This is a genomic window from Sedimentitalea sp. XS_ASV28 (genome assembly GCF_041224545.1).
Classification (GTDB): domain Bacteria; phylum Pseudomonadota; class Alphaproteobacteria; order Rhodobacterales; family Rhodobacteraceae; genus Sedimentitalea.
On record NZ_JBGFGP010000143.1, the window covers coordinates 88,167 to 103,235 of the forward strand.

The 15,069-nt window shown below is 60.8% G+C and carries 10 protein-coding genes; 8 read left to right on the plus strand and 2 right to left on the minus strand.

Translation table 11 applies throughout. The annotated features are described in order from the left end of the window. Positions 1-23: 23 nt before the first annotated feature. Positions 24-764, minus strand: a complete 741-nt coding sequence (locus AB9K34_RS13695) for an SDR family oxidoreductase (protein WP_369954984.1) — start codon at positions 762-764, stop codon at positions 24-26. Between the two features lie 726 nt (positions 765-1,490). Here AB9K34_RS13695 and denD point away from each other — a divergent pair. From denD to lpdA, 5 genes are all read left to right on the plus strand, one after another. Continuing rightward, complete coding sequence (gene denD / locus AB9K34_RS13700) at positions 1,491-2,492, plus strand: D-erythronate dehydrogenase (RefSeq protein WP_369954985.1); 1,002 nt, start codon at positions 1,491-1,493, stop codon at positions 2,490-2,492. Positions 2,493-2,987: 495 nt separating this feature from the next. After that, entirely contained in the window at positions 2,988-4,499 is a 1,512-nt protein-coding gene (locus AB9K34_RS13705) for a UxaA family hydrolase (RefSeq protein ID WP_369954986.1), read from the plus strand. A gap of 413 nt (positions 4,500-4,912) precedes the next feature. Then, positions 4,913-7,567: a pyruvate dehydrogenase (acetyl-transferring), homodimeric type gene (gene aceE, locus AB9K34_RS13710; RefSeq protein ID WP_369954987.1), complete on the plus strand. Its 2,655-nt coding sequence runs from the start codon at positions 4,913-4,915 to the stop codon at positions 7,565-7,567. A 24-nt stretch (positions 7,568-7,591) separates the two neighbouring features. After that, positions 7,592-8,872, plus strand: coding sequence for a dihydrolipoyllysine-residue acetyltransferase (gene aceF / locus AB9K34_RS13715; protein ID WP_369954988.1), 1,281 nt, complete (start codon positions 7,592-7,594; stop codon positions 8,870-8,872). A gap of 13 nt (positions 8,873-8,885) precedes the next feature. After that, positions 8,886-10,631 carry a dihydrolipoyl dehydrogenase gene (gene lpdA / locus AB9K34_RS13720; RefSeq protein ID WP_369954989.1) on the plus strand — a complete coding sequence of 582 codons (1,746 nt, stop codon included), beginning with the start codon at positions 8,886-8,888 and terminating at the stop codon, positions 10,629-10,631. Positions 10,632-10,842: 211 nt separating this feature from the next. On the opposite strand, the gene AB9K34_RS13725 is transcribed toward lpdA, so the two are convergent. Next, a complete protein-coding gene (locus AB9K34_RS13725) occupies positions 10,843-11,151 on the minus strand; it encodes an EthD family reductase (protein ID WP_369954990.1) in 309 nt (102 codons plus the stop codon). 277 nt (positions 11,152-11,428) lie between these two features. On the opposite strand from AB9K34_RS13725, the gene AB9K34_RS13730 reads away from it, so the two are divergent. From AB9K34_RS13730 to AB9K34_RS13740, 3 genes are all read left to right on the plus strand, one after another. Further along, positions 11,429-12,448 carry an AraC family transcriptional regulator ligand-binding domain-containing protein gene (locus AB9K34_RS13730; protein WP_369954991.1) on the plus strand — a complete coding sequence of 340 codons (1,020 nt, stop codon included), beginning with the start codon at positions 11,429-11,431 and terminating at the stop codon, positions 12,446-12,448. Positions 12,449-12,609: 161 nt separating this feature from the next. Then, positions 12,610-13,617, plus strand: a complete 1,008-nt coding sequence (gene gap / locus AB9K34_RS13735) for a type I glyceraldehyde-3-phosphate dehydrogenase (protein ID WP_369954992.1) — start codon at positions 12,610-12,612, stop codon at positions 13,615-13,617. Between the two features lie 377 nt (positions 13,618-13,994). After that, positions 13,995-14,780, plus strand: a complete 786-nt coding sequence (locus tag AB9K34_RS13740; RefSeq protein WP_369954993.1) for a sugar transferase — start codon at positions 13,995-13,997, stop codon at positions 14,778-14,780. The last annotated feature ends 289 nt before the right edge of the window (positions 14,781-15,069 follow it).

Consider the following 15,069-nt stretch of genomic DNA (forward strand, 5'->3'; position numbering starts at 1 on the left):
TCTCCTTGAGTGATATGTTGAAATCAGCCGGACCAGCCACCATCGATGATGTGTGGCTGACCGGTGGTAAACCCGCTTTCGTCACTGGCGAGATACACCACGAGTGCGGCGATTTCCTCGGCCCTGGCGATACGGCCCATCGGCTGGCGTGCGACGAAATCCTTCATCGCCTTGTCATAATCTCCGGTGGCGCGCAGGCGATCATGCAGCGACGGGCTTTCAACCGTGCCCGGGCAGATGGCGTTACAGCGGATGCCGCGGGTAATGTACTCGATTGCCACCGATTTCGTCAGGCCGATCACCGCTGCCTTGGTCGTGCCATAGACGAAGCGGTTTGGCGCACCGATGATCGACGAGCAGGCCGACGACATGTTGATGATCGATCCACCGCCCCGTTCGAGCATTCCGGGGAGTGCTGCGCGAATGGTGCGGAACATCGATTTGACGTTCAGGTCGAGCGCGAAATCCATTTCCTGGTCCGTCGCGTCGAGAACCGAGCCCGCATGGACAAATCCGGCGCAGTTGAACAGCACGTCGGGTTGGGATTGTGCGACGCCCGCGACCACGGATTCCGTATCGAGGACGTTCATGGAAAAGGTTTCGATTTTCCCGTCCGCTTCCTGTGCCAGCGAGGCCAGCGCGTCGTCGTTGATGTCGGTTGCAAAGACATGCGCCCCCTCTGCGGCCATGGCAAGCGCCGAAGCTTTGCCGATGCCCTGTCCCGCGGCCGTGATCAATGCGCGTTTTCCGTCCAGTCGTGCCATGTTCCCTCTCGTTTAACGGGGCGTTGCGAAATCTATCGGCACCTTCATCGCGCGCGAGCGATCTCCGGCCATTTCAAAGGCTTGCACGGCCCCTCCAAGGGATATCGTCCGCTGGGCAACGGTTGCAGTTCGAGCGTGCCGGTGTTGATCGGCGATACCGCCTCGGCAAATGCCGCCAATTTTGAAGCGTCGCCTGATCTGATCGGGAGAGCCCATATCACAAACATATGATTCTATGCGCAAATCCTTTGCCGCATGGATGACCACAGCTTTCATTTATCCCCCCGGAACCGGCCCTGAAAAGCGCCGTTTTTTATGGCCTAGTCGAAAGCGATTCAAAATACTAGGGTCCAGTTCCGCCAGGTCAACGGCGTATCAGCACCGGGGGAGAGAGCGTTTTGGGGAAGAACTATTTTGATCTTTCGGGCAGGCGGGCGCCGGTCACCGGGTCCAGCCTGGGGATCGGCCGACCTTTACAGAATAGCTTGAAGAACGCGCGCCTGCCGGGGCGTAATTTCGTGCCGGGCGGGCTCTCAGGGTTCCAGTTCAAGGATCTGACCAACCTGCTTGGCGAGGCGGAAAGCCTGGGGACTGTCGCTTACGATCTCACAGCATACCCGCGACCGGTTCGCGCATTTCTGCGATGAGATGGTGGGCGGCGAGATGGATCATTCGGGTCTTTTTCTCGAATCATGAGCACGAAACAACCTGAAGATGGACTGAACGATGACAAAGATCCTGATCCTTGGCGGCGGCGGCATGATCGGCCAGAAGCTGGCTCACCGGTTGGCGGCCGAGGGCTGGCAAGGTGGGGAGGCCGAGGTGATCCTGCACGACATGGCGTTCCCGCCCTCGGGCGCCGGGGCCGCGCAGCGGTTGACAGGCAGCCTGACCGACGCCGGGACAACCGAACGGCTGGCCGCCATGCGCCCCGACGTGGTGTTTCACCTCGCCTCGATCGTGTCGGGCGAGGCCGAGCAGAATTTCGACAAGGGATGGGAGGTGAACATGTTTCCCACCTGGAACCTGTTGTCGGCGTTGCGGGCCGAACACGCGGACAGCGGTGGCACATATCGGCCCCGCGTGGTGTTTTCGTCGTCTATCGCGGTGTTCGGCGCACCGTTTCCCGACAAGATCGGTGATGATTTTCTGGCGGCGCCGCTCACCTCCTACGGCGCGCAGAAAGCCTGTTGCGAGACGATGATCGGTGACTTCAGCCGCAAGGGTTTCATCGATGGCGTATCCATTCGGCTGCCGACGATCTGCGTGCGTCCGGGCAAGCCGAACAAGGCCGCGTCCGGCTTCTTTTCCGGTATCATCCGCGAACCGCTGAACGGTCAGGAGGCAGTGTTGCCGGTGCCTGACACGGTGCGTCACTGGCACGCGTCGCCGCGCTCGGCGGTGGGCTTTCTTCTGCATGCGGGCAGCATGGACCTCGATCCGCTCGGGGCGCGGCGCAGCCTGAACATGCCGGGCCTGTCCTGCACCGTTGCCGAACAGATCGAAGCCCTGCGCGAGGTGGCCGGCGCGGACGCGGTCGGGCGTATCCGCAGAGAGCCGGACGCGGCGATCATGCAGATCGTCGCCGGCTGGCCACGTGATTTCGATACGGCACGGGCGCGGGCGCTTGGGTTCGTGGCGGAATCTGAGTTTTCCGAGATCATTCGAACCTATATCGCCGAGGAACGGCTTGCTGGCCGAGTGTCGAGGAGATTGCGTGACAGGTGATCTCGAATTGCCTGTCGCAGCGCCCTGGCGTCCCCCGCGGGCGCCCACTCAACGATGCGCGCATGTTCTTCGACATTGCGGGGAAAATAGCGGGCATAACTGCCTGGACCCACAGGGTGATGCCTTCGCGGCCAGAGTTCTGCAACAACGCTTTTACGAAGTGATCATGCGCTATGTTGTCGTGCGTCCCACACTGTGGATGACCGAGGCGTCGCTCTGGATCAGCCGAACGGTCTATCCGTTTTACCGTCTCCACGCGGTCCAAGGAGCCCAACCTCACCCTGTATGAGGTTACGCCACCTGCTTGATGTTCTGTCGACGCTGGCGATCATCATATTTTGCCTTGCGTTGATCTGTTGCGTGTTTAGCAGTTTAGTCGCAGGTTGAGGGTATGAGAACACATCGCTGATCCGGTCCGTGCGGCTATTTCGGTGAGTGCACGCTGTCAACGGTTCCATTGATCGACCCGCACTGCGACAAAGAGGAAGAAGAGAGATGAGAGATTTCATCCGCCTTGACCCAGACGACAACGTCGTGACCGCGACCCATGCGTTGCAGGCTGGCGTGCAGATAGAAGAGGTGACCACGACCGGGCTGGTTCCCTCGGGTCACAAGATCGCCACACGCCCGATCCGCAAGGGCGATCAGATCCGCAAATACGCGCAGTTCATCGGTCTCGCGTCGCAGGACATTGCGCCGGGCGAGCATGTGCATACGCATAACGTGGCCTTTCGCAACACCGAGACGTCTTATGAATTTGGCACCGATTTGCGCCCGGTCGTTCCGGTTCCCGAGGCGCAGGTGGACAGGTTCATGGGGTATCGGCGTGCGAACGGCCGGGTCGGCACCCGTAATTATATCGCGGTGGTGACATCGGTGAACTGTTCCGCAACGGCCGCCCGCCGGATCGCGGATGCGTTCGGGCCTGATGAGATGGCGCATTATCCGAATGTCGACGGGGTTGTGGCCTTTGTGCACGGAACCGGTTGTGGCATGGGCGGCGATGGCGAAGGGTTCGAGGCCCTGCAACGGGTGATGTGGGGCTATGCACGTCATCCGAACCATGCCGGTGTTCTCATGGTTGGGCTGGGCTGCGAGATGAACCAGATCGACTGGCTGCTTGACGCCTACGGATTGCAACAGGGGCCGCTGTTTCAGACCATGAACATTCAGTCGGTCGCCGGACTGCAACGCACGGTCGACATGGGCATCGAAAAGGTGCGCGCGATGTTGCCGCTGGCCAACGAAGCGCGGCGCGAGCCATGCCCGGCGTCGGACCTCATGGTGGCGCTGCAATGTGGCGGGTCCGACGCCTGGTCGGGCATTACCGCCAACCCGGCGCTTGGCTACGCGAGTGACCTCCTGGCGGCGCAGGGCGGCACCGGTGTGCTCGCGGAAACGCCCGAAATCTACGGGGCCGAGCATCTCCTGACGCGACGGGCGGCGGATCGCGAGACCGGCGACAAGCTCGTGGGGCTCATTCGTTGGTGGGAAGATTACACTGCGCGCAACCGGGGCAGCATGGACAACAACCCCAGCCCGGGAAACAAGAAGGGCGGGTTGACGACCATTCTCGAAAAATCGCTTGGCGCGGCGGCCAAGGGGGGCACCAGCCCGCTGATGGGGGTTTACAAATATGCCGAACCGGTGACGGCGGCGGGTTTCACCTTCATGGACAGCCCCGGCTACGATCCGGCCAGTGTAACTGGGCAGATCGCGGGTGGGTGCAACCTCGTCGTGTTCACCACGGGGCGCGGATCGGCTTTCGGCTCGAAACCGGCCCCGACGATCAAGGTGGCGACCAACAGCGAGATGTATGCCCGCATGATCGACGACATGGACGTCAACGCCGGTGACATGCTGACCGACGGTATCACGCTCAAGCAGAAAGGTCGCGAGATTTACGAGCTGATCCTGCGGGTCGCTTCGGGCGAACCCAGCAAGTCAGAGGCCCAGGGACTCGGGGATTACGAATTCGTTCCCTGGCAGATCGGCGCCGTGATGTAACACCTGTCGCGGACAATCCGGAGGGTCCTGCTGGAGACATCATCGTTTCGATGATCCGTTTCCTGCGGTGACGAACAGGCCGATGGCCTTCACCACGATTTGAAGACCAAAGCGCGCCCATGGACAGGATACCAAAAAATTGCTGTAGTTTGCCGAGGGCGGGATGGGAGCGGTTTGGCAGGCGATTTCGCGGATGCGATATTGGTTTAGCGTTAAACCATATGTTATGCGTCAGGCGCAGGGAGGATATGCGCTCAGTGGGCTACGCGACGTAAACGGGGCATGTTAGGCACCGCGCAATCTATTGGATCGATCGATCCGGTTGGTTCTGACTATGGGTGAAGGTTGATGATTTTAACCATAGTTTAATTTTAAACTAACGCCGCAATCATGCGGGGCAAGGGAGAGGGCATATGACAGACCACGCTCAGGATATCGATCCTGTCGAATCCCAGGAATGGCAGGAAGCGATCGAGGACGTCATCGAACGCGATGGCGCGAACCGGGCGCATTTCCTGTTGGACAAGGCCGTGCAGCAGGCGCGCGCCGCCGGGGCCAATCTGCCGTTTTCGGCAACCACACCCTATCAGAACACCATCCCGGTCGACGACCAGGAACCGTTTCCGGGCGATATGGAAATGGAGTGGCGGATTAGGACGATCAATCGCTGGAACGCCATGGCCACCGTCGTGCGCCGCAACAAGGAGAGCAGCGAATACGGCGGTCATATCGCCTCTTTCGCCAGCTCGGCGGCGATGTATGACATCGGGCTGAACCATTTCTGGCGCGCCAAGTCTGCGGTGCACGGTGGCGATCTGGTGTTCTTTCAGGGGCATGTGATCCCCGGCATCTATGCGCGCAGCTTCATGGAAGGCCGGATCAGCGAGGAAGAACTGGAGAATTTCCGCAGCGAGGTGAACGGCAAGGGGCTGTCATCCTATCCGCATCCGTGGCTGATGCCCGATTACTGGCAGTTCCCGACCGTCTCCATGGGGCTTGGCCCGCTGATGGCGATCTACCAGGCCCGGTTCATGAAATACATGCACAACCGGGGCCTGATCGACATGGCGGATCGCAAGGTGTGGTGTTTCCTGGGTGATGGCGAGATGGACGAACCCGAAAGCCGGGGCGCCATCGACCTGGCCGCGCGCGAGGGGCTGGACAACCTGATCTTCGTGATCAACTGCAATCTGCAACGCCTGGACGGGCCGGTGCGCGGCAACCACAAGATCGTGCAGGAACTCGAAGGCGACTTCCGCGGCGCGGGCTGGAATGTCATCAAGCTGTTGTGGGGCAAGGGCTGGGACGAGTTGCTGGAGAAGGATTCGACCGGCCGGTTGCGCCAGTTGATGGATGAAACCGTCGATGGTGACTACCAGACGTTCAAATCCAAGAACGGCGCGTATATCCGCGAACATTTCTTTGGCAAATATCCCGAAACCGCCGCGCTGGTCGAAGACTGGACAGACGACCAGATCTGGGCGCTGCGCCGGGGCGGACATGACCCGGAGAAAGTGTATACCGCCTTCAAGCGCGCGACCGAGACCAAGGGGCAGCCGACCTGCCTGCTGGTCAAGACCGTCAAGGGACACGGCATGGGCAGTGCGGGCGAGGGTCAGAACACCACGCACCAGCAGAAGAAGCTGAACGAGGACCAGTTGCGCGCCTTCCGCGACCGCTTCCAGATCCCGGTGAGCGACGAGGACGTGGGCAAGGCGCCCTTCGTGACACTGAACAATGCGCAGAAGGCGTATCTCGCGGATCGTCGCAAGGCGCTTGGCGGAGCATTTCCGCAGCGTCAGGCCGCCAGCGACAAGCTGGACATTCCCGGCCTCGACAAGTTCTCGACCCAGCTCAAGGGGACGGGGGATCGCGAAATCTCGACCACCATGGCCTTTGTGCGCATCCTGACCACGCTGTTGCGCGACAAGAAGATCGGCAACAACGTGGTGCCGATCGTTCCGGATGAAAGCCGCACCTTCGGCATGGAGGGTCTGTTCCGCAGTGTCGGCATCTATAACCCGCTGGGGCAGAAATACACCCCGCAGGATGCCGACCAGATGTCCTATTACAAGGAAAGCACCGACGGGCAGGTGCTGCAGGAGGGCATCAACGAAGCCGGTGCCATGGCCGACTGGATCGCGGCGGCGACCGCCTATTCCAACCACGGCGTGCCGATGATCCCGTTCTTCATCTATTATTCGATGTTCGGGTTCCAGCGGATCGGCGATCTGGCCTGGGCCGCCGGAGACAGCCGGGCGCGGGGCTTCATGCTGGGTGGCACGGCAGGCCGCACGACGCTGAACGGAGAGGGGTTGCAGCACGAGGACGGGCATTCCCATATCCTCGCGGGCACGATCCCCAACTGCATCAGCTATGATCCGACCTTTCAGTACGAGGTGGCGGTGATCGTGCAGCACGGGTTGCAGCGCATGTATGTCGATCAGGAGGATGTGTATTTCTACCTGACCCTGATGAACGAGAATTACAGCCATCCGGACATGCCGATGGGCGTCGAGGATGACATCATCAAGGGGCTGTACCGGTTCCGTGAAACGCCGAAACCCGGTGACAGGCATGTGAATCTGATGGGGTCCGGCACGATTCTTGTGCAGGCGCTCAAGGCGGCGGAGATGCTCGAAGAGGATTTCGGCGTGACCAGCGACATCTGGTCGGCAACGTCCTTCAACGAGCTGGCGCGCGAGGGGCAGGACTGCCTGCGCCACAACCGCCTGAATCCGCTGGCCGAGGAGAAGGTTCCGTTCGCGACCCGTCAGCTTTCGAGGGCCAAGGGGCCGGTGATTGCGGCGACCGATTACATGAAGAACTATGCCGAGCAGATCCGGGCCATGGTCCCGGCGGACTACACGGTGCTGGGCACGGATGGCTATGGCCGGTCCGACAGCCGGGTCAACCTGCGGCGGTTCTTTGAGGTGGACGCCAACCATATCGCCGCGGCGGCGATGGAGCGGCTCTACCGCGCCGGTCATGTCAGCCGCGAGGACATGGAATCCGCCCTGAGCAAATACGACATCGACGGCGCCAAGCCGAACCCCCGCCTGGTCTGAGTGCGGGCACGAGGAGACAGAATTATGGCAACTGAAGTAACCGTGCCGGATATCGGCGATTTCAACGACGTTCCGGTGGTGAGCGTTCTCGTGAGCGTGGGCGATGTGGTCGCGCAGGAAGATCCGCTGATCGAACTGGAAAGCGACAAGGCGACGATGGAAGTGCCGAGCCCCGCTGCGGGCAAGGTGACGGAGATCAAGGTCAGTGAAGGCGACAAGGTGTCCAAGGGCAGCGTGATCATGATGGTCGAGGCCGAAGAGCAGGAAGACGAGGCAGGGGGGGCGTCCGAACCGGCCGTCGAGGCCGCTTCGGACGCTGCCGCCCCTCCAGCCGCTGCGCCCGCGGCACCGGCCGCGCCGCCGGCGGCTGCGCCTGCCGTGACGGATGCGGGATTCGGCAAGGTGCATGCCAGCCCGTCGGTGCGCGCCTTTGCCCGTCAGCTCGATGTCGATCTCAGCAAGGTCAACGGCACCGGGCGCAAGGGACGTATCCTGCGCGAGGATGTGACCAAGTACCTGAAATCATCGGCTGCGCCTGCAGCCGCTGCGGGCGGGGCGCAGGGTGGGATGGGTATCCCGCCGATCCCCGCCGTGGACTTCAGCAAGTTCGGCCCTGTCGAGGATGTGGAGATGCCGCGCATCAAGAAGCTCTCCGGACCGGCATTGCACCGTTCATGGCTCAACATTCCGCATGTCACGCATAACGAAGAGGCCGACATCACCGATCTTGACGGGTATCGGCGCGAGCTGGATGCGCAGGCCAAGGAAGACGGCTATCGCGTGACGCTGTTGAGCTTTGTCATCAAGGCGTCGGTCTCGGCGCTCAAGAAACACTGGGAGGTGAATTCGTCGATCCACCCGGACGGAGACAAGCTGATCAGGAAGGATTTCTACAACATCGGATTCGCCGCCGACACGCCGAACGGTCTGGTTGTGCCGGTGATCCGGGATGCGGACCGCAAGGGCATCATCGAGATTTCCAAGGAGTTGGGCGCGTTGTCGGCCAAGGCCCGCGAGGGCAAGCTCAAGGGCGACGACATGTCGGGGGCGACTTTCACGATCTCGTCGCTGGGCGGCATCGGCGGCACGTCGTTCACGCCGATCGTCAACGCGCCGGAGGTGGCGATCCTGGGCCTGACGCGCTCCAAGATGGCACCGGTCTGGAATGGCGAGGATTTCGTGCCGCGCAACTTGCAGCCCCTGAGCCTGTCTTATGACCATCGGGCCATCGACGGCGCGCTGGCCGCGCGCTTCTGTGCCACGCTGAAACACCTGCTCGGCGATGTGCGCCGATTGATGCTTTAGGGAGGGCGCAGGGATGGATGTCAAAGTACCCGATATCGGTGATTTTTCCGAAGTGCCCGTCGTCAGCATTCTGGTTGCTGTGGGAGATGAGGTGTCTGCCGAAGATCCGTTGATCGAGCTTGAAAGCGACAAGGCCACGATGGAGGTCCCGAGTCCGGCGGCTGGCAAGGTCGCCGAGATCAAGGTGGCAGAGGGTGACAAGGTCTCGAAAGGCAGCGTGATCCTTGTGCTGGAAGGAGCGGACTCGGACGACGCGGCCGGGCAGGGCCGCGAACCGGCAGCCGCCAAATCTGCGCCCGCTGCCGCCGCTGCGACCGGAACCGCCAGCGGTGAGGGTGAGCATCACGCAGAGGTGGTTGTGCTCGGCTCCGGGCCCGGCGGCTATACGGCCGCGTATCGTGCTGCGGATCTTGGCAAGTCGGTCATCCTGATCGAGCGCGAAGACCGTCTGGGTGGTGTTTGCCTGAACGTGGGCTGTATCCCGTCCAAGGCTCTGCTGCATGCGGCAAAGGTCATCACCGAAGCCGAGGAAATGGGTGAACACGGCATCAGTTTCGCCAAGCCCAAGGTTGATCTGGATGCGCTGCGCGGCTGGAAGGACGGGGTAGTCAGCCAGCTGACCGGCGGTCTGGACGGGCTGGCCCGCGCGCGCAAGGTCAAGGTGGTGCGCGGTACGGGAACCTTTTCGGGGCCGAACATGATCGCGGTGTCGGGCGGAGAAGACGGCGACACGACAGTCAGTTTCGACCAGTGCATCATCGCCGCCGGTTCCGAACCGGTCGAACTGCCCTTTGTCCCGCATGACGACCCGCGCGTGATGGATAGCACCGGCGCACTGGAACTTGCCGAGGTCCCGAAACGCCTGCTGGTGCTGGGCGGTGGCATCATCGGTTTGGAGATGGCCTGTGTCTATGACGCGCTGGGTTCCAGGGTTACGGTTGTGGAGTTCATGGACCAGCTGATGCCCGGTGCGGACAAGGACATGGTCCGACCGCTGCACAAGCGCATCGAAGGCCGCTATGAGAAGATCATGCTCAAGACCAAGGTGACCGCGATGGAGGCGCTGAAAAAGGGCCTGAAAGTCACCTTTGAAGATGACAAGGGCGAGGTCACGACCGACATGTTCGACCGGGTTCTGGTTTCGGTCGGGCGGCGGCCCAACGGCAAGCTGATCAATGCCGAAGCGGCGGGCGTCGCGGTGGACGAGCGTGGTTTCATCGCGGTCGACAACCAGCAGCGCACCGGCGTGTCGCATATCTTTGCCATCGGTGACGTGGTCGGACAGCCGATGCTGGCCCACAAGGCGGTGCACGAAGGCAAGGTCGCGGCAGAGGTTGCTGCGGGCCACAAGCGGGCGTTTGATGCGATGGTCATCCCCTCGGTTGCCTATACGGATCCGGAGGTTGCCTGGGTCGGGCTGACCGAAACGCAGGCCAAGGAAAAGGGGATCAAGGTCGGGAAAGGCGTATTTCCCTGGGCCGCGTCGGGCCGGTCATTGTCGAACGGGCGCAGCGAAGGCATGACCAAGATCCTGTTCGACCCCGAGGATGACCGCGTTGTCGGCGCGGCGATCGTCGGGACCAATGCCGGCGATCTCATCGCCGAGGCGGCGCTCGCCATCGAGATGGGCGCGGATGCCGTCGATCTTGGGCACACGATCCACCCGCATCCGACGCTCAGCGAAACGCTGAACTTTGCGGCGGAGATGTTCGAGGGCACCATTACCGATCTGATGCCGCCGAAAAAGCGCAAGAAGTAAGCGGTCATTCCGCAAGGTTATAGCATTTCGCGATATACCTGAATCACCTAACGCTGCCTGAAATCAAAGATTTCAACGCGTTAGGTGACGCCAGATGTTTCAAGTTAATCGCGAAACGCTTTAAACAATCTATCGGGGGCGCGTCAGGCAAAGTGGCGCGCCCCGGGGTCATCGCCGCCAGAGGCACGGCATTGTTCAGAGCCGAGCCGGTTCAGCCAACAACGTCGCCGATGAGGATTTGCGGCTTTACATCGGTGAAGTTGGGAATATCCGCCATTACCGGGGCAGAGGCCTTCATCGCCGCGTTCATCGCATCCTGATCCGCGAATACGATTGTGGCGATCGCATAGATCGAAGGCGGCGTGTCGGGGCCGCCTGCATTGCCGCGGGTGACGAGGGTGCGCTCGATATGCGGACCCATGTGTTCTGCGACCACGTTCATGTGGGTCGAGAGGTAATAATCATAATCAAACCGTGTGCCATCCGTGATCGGATAGAGAACCTGCAAGGATTTGGACATCGTGAAACTCCTGAAAATGATGCGCTGTGCCGGGGCCATTAAGCGGTGGCAGGGCGGGGCTGTCAAAACCTGATTGTGGTGCGTGTAGCGGAAGGCGGAATTGACGGCCGGCTTCAATCCTCTTGAGTAAACCGACGCTTTTGCGCTTAACTTGACCCAAGGTCATTTGTCAGAGTGGGTTTGATGCGGGAAAAGAAATTGCGGTGTTTCGATGTGTCGGGTTGCCCGTCGCTGCCCTCTGCGCGGCCCTGTCGCGCAGGGTCGGGGCGCTGACCCGATGCCGACACAGCTTTATCGTCACGGGGCCATCTATGCCAAGTCATTGGCGGAATACCTGCTGAGCCACGGCTATAGCCAGAGCCAGGTGTTCTCGGGCACGGCCTTTGGCGCTGATCTGCTGGCGCAGGAGCGCCCGTTCGCGGAATTTCCGGATATTGCCGATTTTTTCGAGCACGCGGCGCAATTGACAGGCAATGATATTCTCGGGTTTACCGTCGGCACCGAGTTTGACATGCGGCGCACCGGCTTGCTCTGCTATGTCGGGTTGTCTTCGCCGACGGTGCGGGATTTCATCAAGAACTTCGCGCGCTATCGCCGGGTGTTCTCGGATGTGGTGGAGCTCGATGAATCCCAGCTTGAGCAGTCAAGCGTGCTGTCGTGGTATTTTCGCGTTCCGGCGAGGGTCGAACGGCGGCAACTGGTCGAATTCGGTGCCACGGGCATCCTGTCGGGGCTGGAACGCGCGGCTGGTCAGAAATTGCAATTGCGACGGGTTTGCTTTCGACATCTGCGCAAGACGCACATCGACGTTATCGAACGCTATCTGGGCTGCCGTGTGGTATTCGGTGCGGCCACCAACACCTACTTTTTCGAACCCGCTACACTGGATCTTCCGTTGGCAACGGCGGATCACGAGCTTTATTCCGTCCTGCGACAATACGCAGAAGAGGTTCTGGAGCGGGAACGCTGCAACAGTTCCATGTTTATCGTGGATGTGGAACGCGCCATCGCCGCGCGGCTGTCAGCGGGCGAGGCGCGGCAGGAACTGGTGGCGCGTGACCTCGGGCTCAGTTCGCGCACGCTCGCGCGGCGGCTGGCGCAAGAGGACACCACGTTTTTTCGTACGCTCAGCGATCTTCGTGAAAGCCTTGCCATCAGCTATCTCAGGAACAGCGATCTCGGGCTTGGAGAAATCGCGTATTTGCTGGGCTATTCCAACATGAGCAGCTTTGCAGATGCCTTCAAACGCTGGGTCGGGATGAGTCCGGGCAGATATCGGGCAACGACAGAAACCTGAATTGTTGATCGCGGTCCGGTGGTTCTCTTCTCGGGGGACCGCCGCGTCGCTGCCTGATCCGCAATTGGATCTGGTCAGGTGGGGCAACCGGTGCTATTGCGATGTTAGCGCTACCACAAGTCTTAACCATAGGCAAAGCTCCTATAGGAAGGAGAAAGAAAATGTCTGCGAAACTCGCAATCAACGGTTTCGGTCGCATCGGACGCTGCGTTTTGCGCGCGTGGATCGAATCCGGCCGCACCGATGTCGAAATCGTTGCCATCAACGATCTGGCCCCGATCGAAACCAACGCGCACCTGCTTCAGTTCGACTCGGTTCACGGCGCGTTCAACGCGGATGTGCGCGTCGAGGAAGACGTTCTGGTGATCAACGGCCGCAGCATTCGCGTGACCCGGGAGCGGAGCCCGGCGGACCTGCCCTGGGGCGATGTGGATGTCGCGCTGGAATGCACAGGCGTGTTCACCAAGCGGGACAAGGCGGCGGCATATCTCGAAAACGGGTCGGACCGGGTTCTGATCTCGGCACCGGGTGACGGAGCGGACAAGACCATCGTGTATGGCGTCAACCATGAGGGGCTGACGGCAGATGACCGGATCGTATCGAACGCGTCCTGCACGACCAACTGCCTGTCCCCTGTGGCCAAGGTGCTGGACGACGCCTTTGGTATTCGCACCGGATACATGACCACGATCCATTCCTATACCGGAGACCAGCCGACGCTGGATACCGCGCACCGCGATCTTTACCGCGCCCGCGCGGCGGCTCTGTCGATGATTCCGACTTCAACGGGTGCGGCGCGGGCGGTGGGGCTTGTGCTGCCGCAACTTAAGCGCAAACTTGACGGATCGGCCATCCGCGTGCCCACCCCGAATGTATCGGTGGTGGACCTCAGCTTCATGCCGGAGCGCGAGACAACGGCGGAATCGGTTAATGACGCGGTTCGCGCGGCGTCGGCGTCGGGTCCGTTGAAAGGTGTTCTGGGGGTCAGCGATCTGCCCTTGGTGTCGTCGGATTTCAATCACAACCCGCTGTCGTCGATTCTTGCTACCGCGCAGACCCATGTCGGCGATGGTGGCATGGTGCGGGTGCTCGCCTGGTATGACAACGAATGGGGCTTCTCCAACCGCATGCTTGATACGGCCCGGGCGATGCAGGCCACGGCGGGTTGAACCGATCGTGTCTGCAATGCGCGGGATCCTGCGCATCGCCCCTGTCCCGACTTCCGGAAACAGTTTGTCAGATCTTCATTTATTGTTTCTGGCCGCTTCGTGAAAACGAACCAAATCTGCCCAATTTTAGACTTAAACAAAGTGTCTTTTATACAAACCCGAGCGGATGTCGCCCACGGTGATGTCCACCCTCCCACGGCTAATGTTGTTGATAGTGAGTGTGTGTTGGTTTGCGTGTGAGTTCGGCCTGGTGAAAGGAACCCGTTAGGGCCTCCTTTCACCGCTTGGGTCACGGAGTATGTCGTGACCCTGGGGGGCAGCTCGGGACGGTTTTTTGGCAATTTTGCCAGTGTAGATTGCGAATGTTGGAGTAACGAATGCAAAACCCTTTTGAGACGCGCATCGCGGCGACAGCATTGGTCAGTGTCCAGCAGCGCGCATTTACCCCGAAAGAGATTTTGATGCAGCCCAATTCGGTTTTCAGGTCCGGCCCCGTCGCGGGTGATTTCAAACGTCCGACGCATGTGCGCCGTGATCGAAACCTGCGCCCCGGCAATTTTTATCTTGGCTGGGGCAAGCGTGCGCTGGACGTGACACTTGTCGTCTTGTTCCTGCCGTTCGTGCTGCCGTTGGTGCTGTTGTTTGCCCTGCTGCTGTGGTTCGAGAGCGGCAACCCGTTCTATCGCCAGGCGCGTATCGGCAGGAACGGCAAGGAATTCTCCATGCTCAAACTGCGCAGCATGGTGAAAGATGCGGATGCGCGTCTTGCGCATGTTCTCGAAAGCGACCCCGCGTTGCGCGAGGAATGGGAAACCACGCAGAAACTGCGCAAGGATCCGCGCATCACGCCGCTCGGTGCCTTGCTGCGTCAGACATCGCTTGATGAACTGCCGCAACTCTGGAACGTCCTGATCGGCGAGATGAGCCTCGTCGGGCCGCGTCCGATGCTGCCGGAGCAACTGTCTCTTTATGGCGACAGCAAGGATTACGTCGCATTGCGTCCGGGTGTCACCGGCATCTGGCAGGTTTCGACCCGTAACGAGAGCCACTTTTCCTACCGCGCCACGATCGATGCCGAGTATCGTCGCACAGTGTCGCTGAAAACCGATCTCGGTCTGCTGCTCAAGACCATCAGCGTCGTTATGCGCCGCACCGGCTGCTGAGATCGAAGACGAATTTGTAACGAGTGTGATTTCTGGTGACCTGACTGGACCTGGGTGTTTGCGCGCCTAGGTCCTTTTTACATGTGTATCCGAACCCACCTCCCCTTGTTTGCCCTGCTGCTCTCCGCAGGATGTGACGACTCCCGAAAGAACCTGCCGGCCCCGCCCGTCTCCACGGATGCGCTCGCTGAATGCGTCGAACTCGGATTCGTGCCGGACACATGGGAGATGGGCCGCTGCCTCGCCGCAGACACGCGGGTGCAACGTCTCGTTTTGGTCGATCAGGCAA

What these genes read in the sequence shown, in the direction of transcription:
- lpdA (WP_369954989.1), top strand. Translation starts at nt 8,886, where the DNA reads ATGGATGTCAAAGTACCCGATATCGGTGATTTTTCCGAAGTGCCCGTC.
- AB9K34_RS13695 (WP_369954984.1), bottom strand. Translation starts at nt 764, where the DNA reads ATGGCACGACTGGACGGAAAACGCGCATTGATCACGGCCGCGGGACAG.
- aceE (WP_369954987.1), top strand. Translation starts at nt 4,913, where the DNA reads ATGACAGACCACGCTCAGGATATCGATCCTGTCGAATCCCAGGAATGG.
- AB9K34_RS13730 (WP_369954991.1), top strand. Translation starts at nt 11,429, where the DNA reads ATGCCGACACAGCTTTATCGTCACGGGGCCATCTATGCCAAGTCATTG.
- gap (WP_369954992.1), top strand. Translation starts at nt 12,610, where the DNA reads ATGTCTGCGAAACTCGCAATCAACGGTTTCGGTCGCATCGGACGCTGC.
- aceF (WP_369954988.1), top strand. Translation starts at nt 7,592, where the DNA reads ATGGCAACTGAAGTAACCGTGCCGGATATCGGCGATTTCAACGACGTT.
- denD (WP_369954985.1), top strand. Translation starts at nt 1,491, where the DNA reads ATGACAAAGATCCTGATCCTTGGCGGCGGCGGCATGATCGGCCAGAAG.
- AB9K34_RS13740 (WP_369954993.1), top strand. Translation starts at nt 13,995, where the DNA reads ATGCAAAACCCTTTTGAGACGCGCATCGCGGCGACAGCATTGGTCAGT.
- AB9K34_RS13705 (WP_369954986.1), top strand. Translation starts at nt 2,988, where the DNA reads ATGAGAGATTTCATCCGCCTTGACCCAGACGACAACGTCGTGACCGCG.
- AB9K34_RS13725 (WP_369954990.1), bottom strand. Translation starts at nt 11,151, where the DNA reads ATGTCCAAATCCTTGCAGGTTCTCTATCCGATCACGGATGGCACACGG.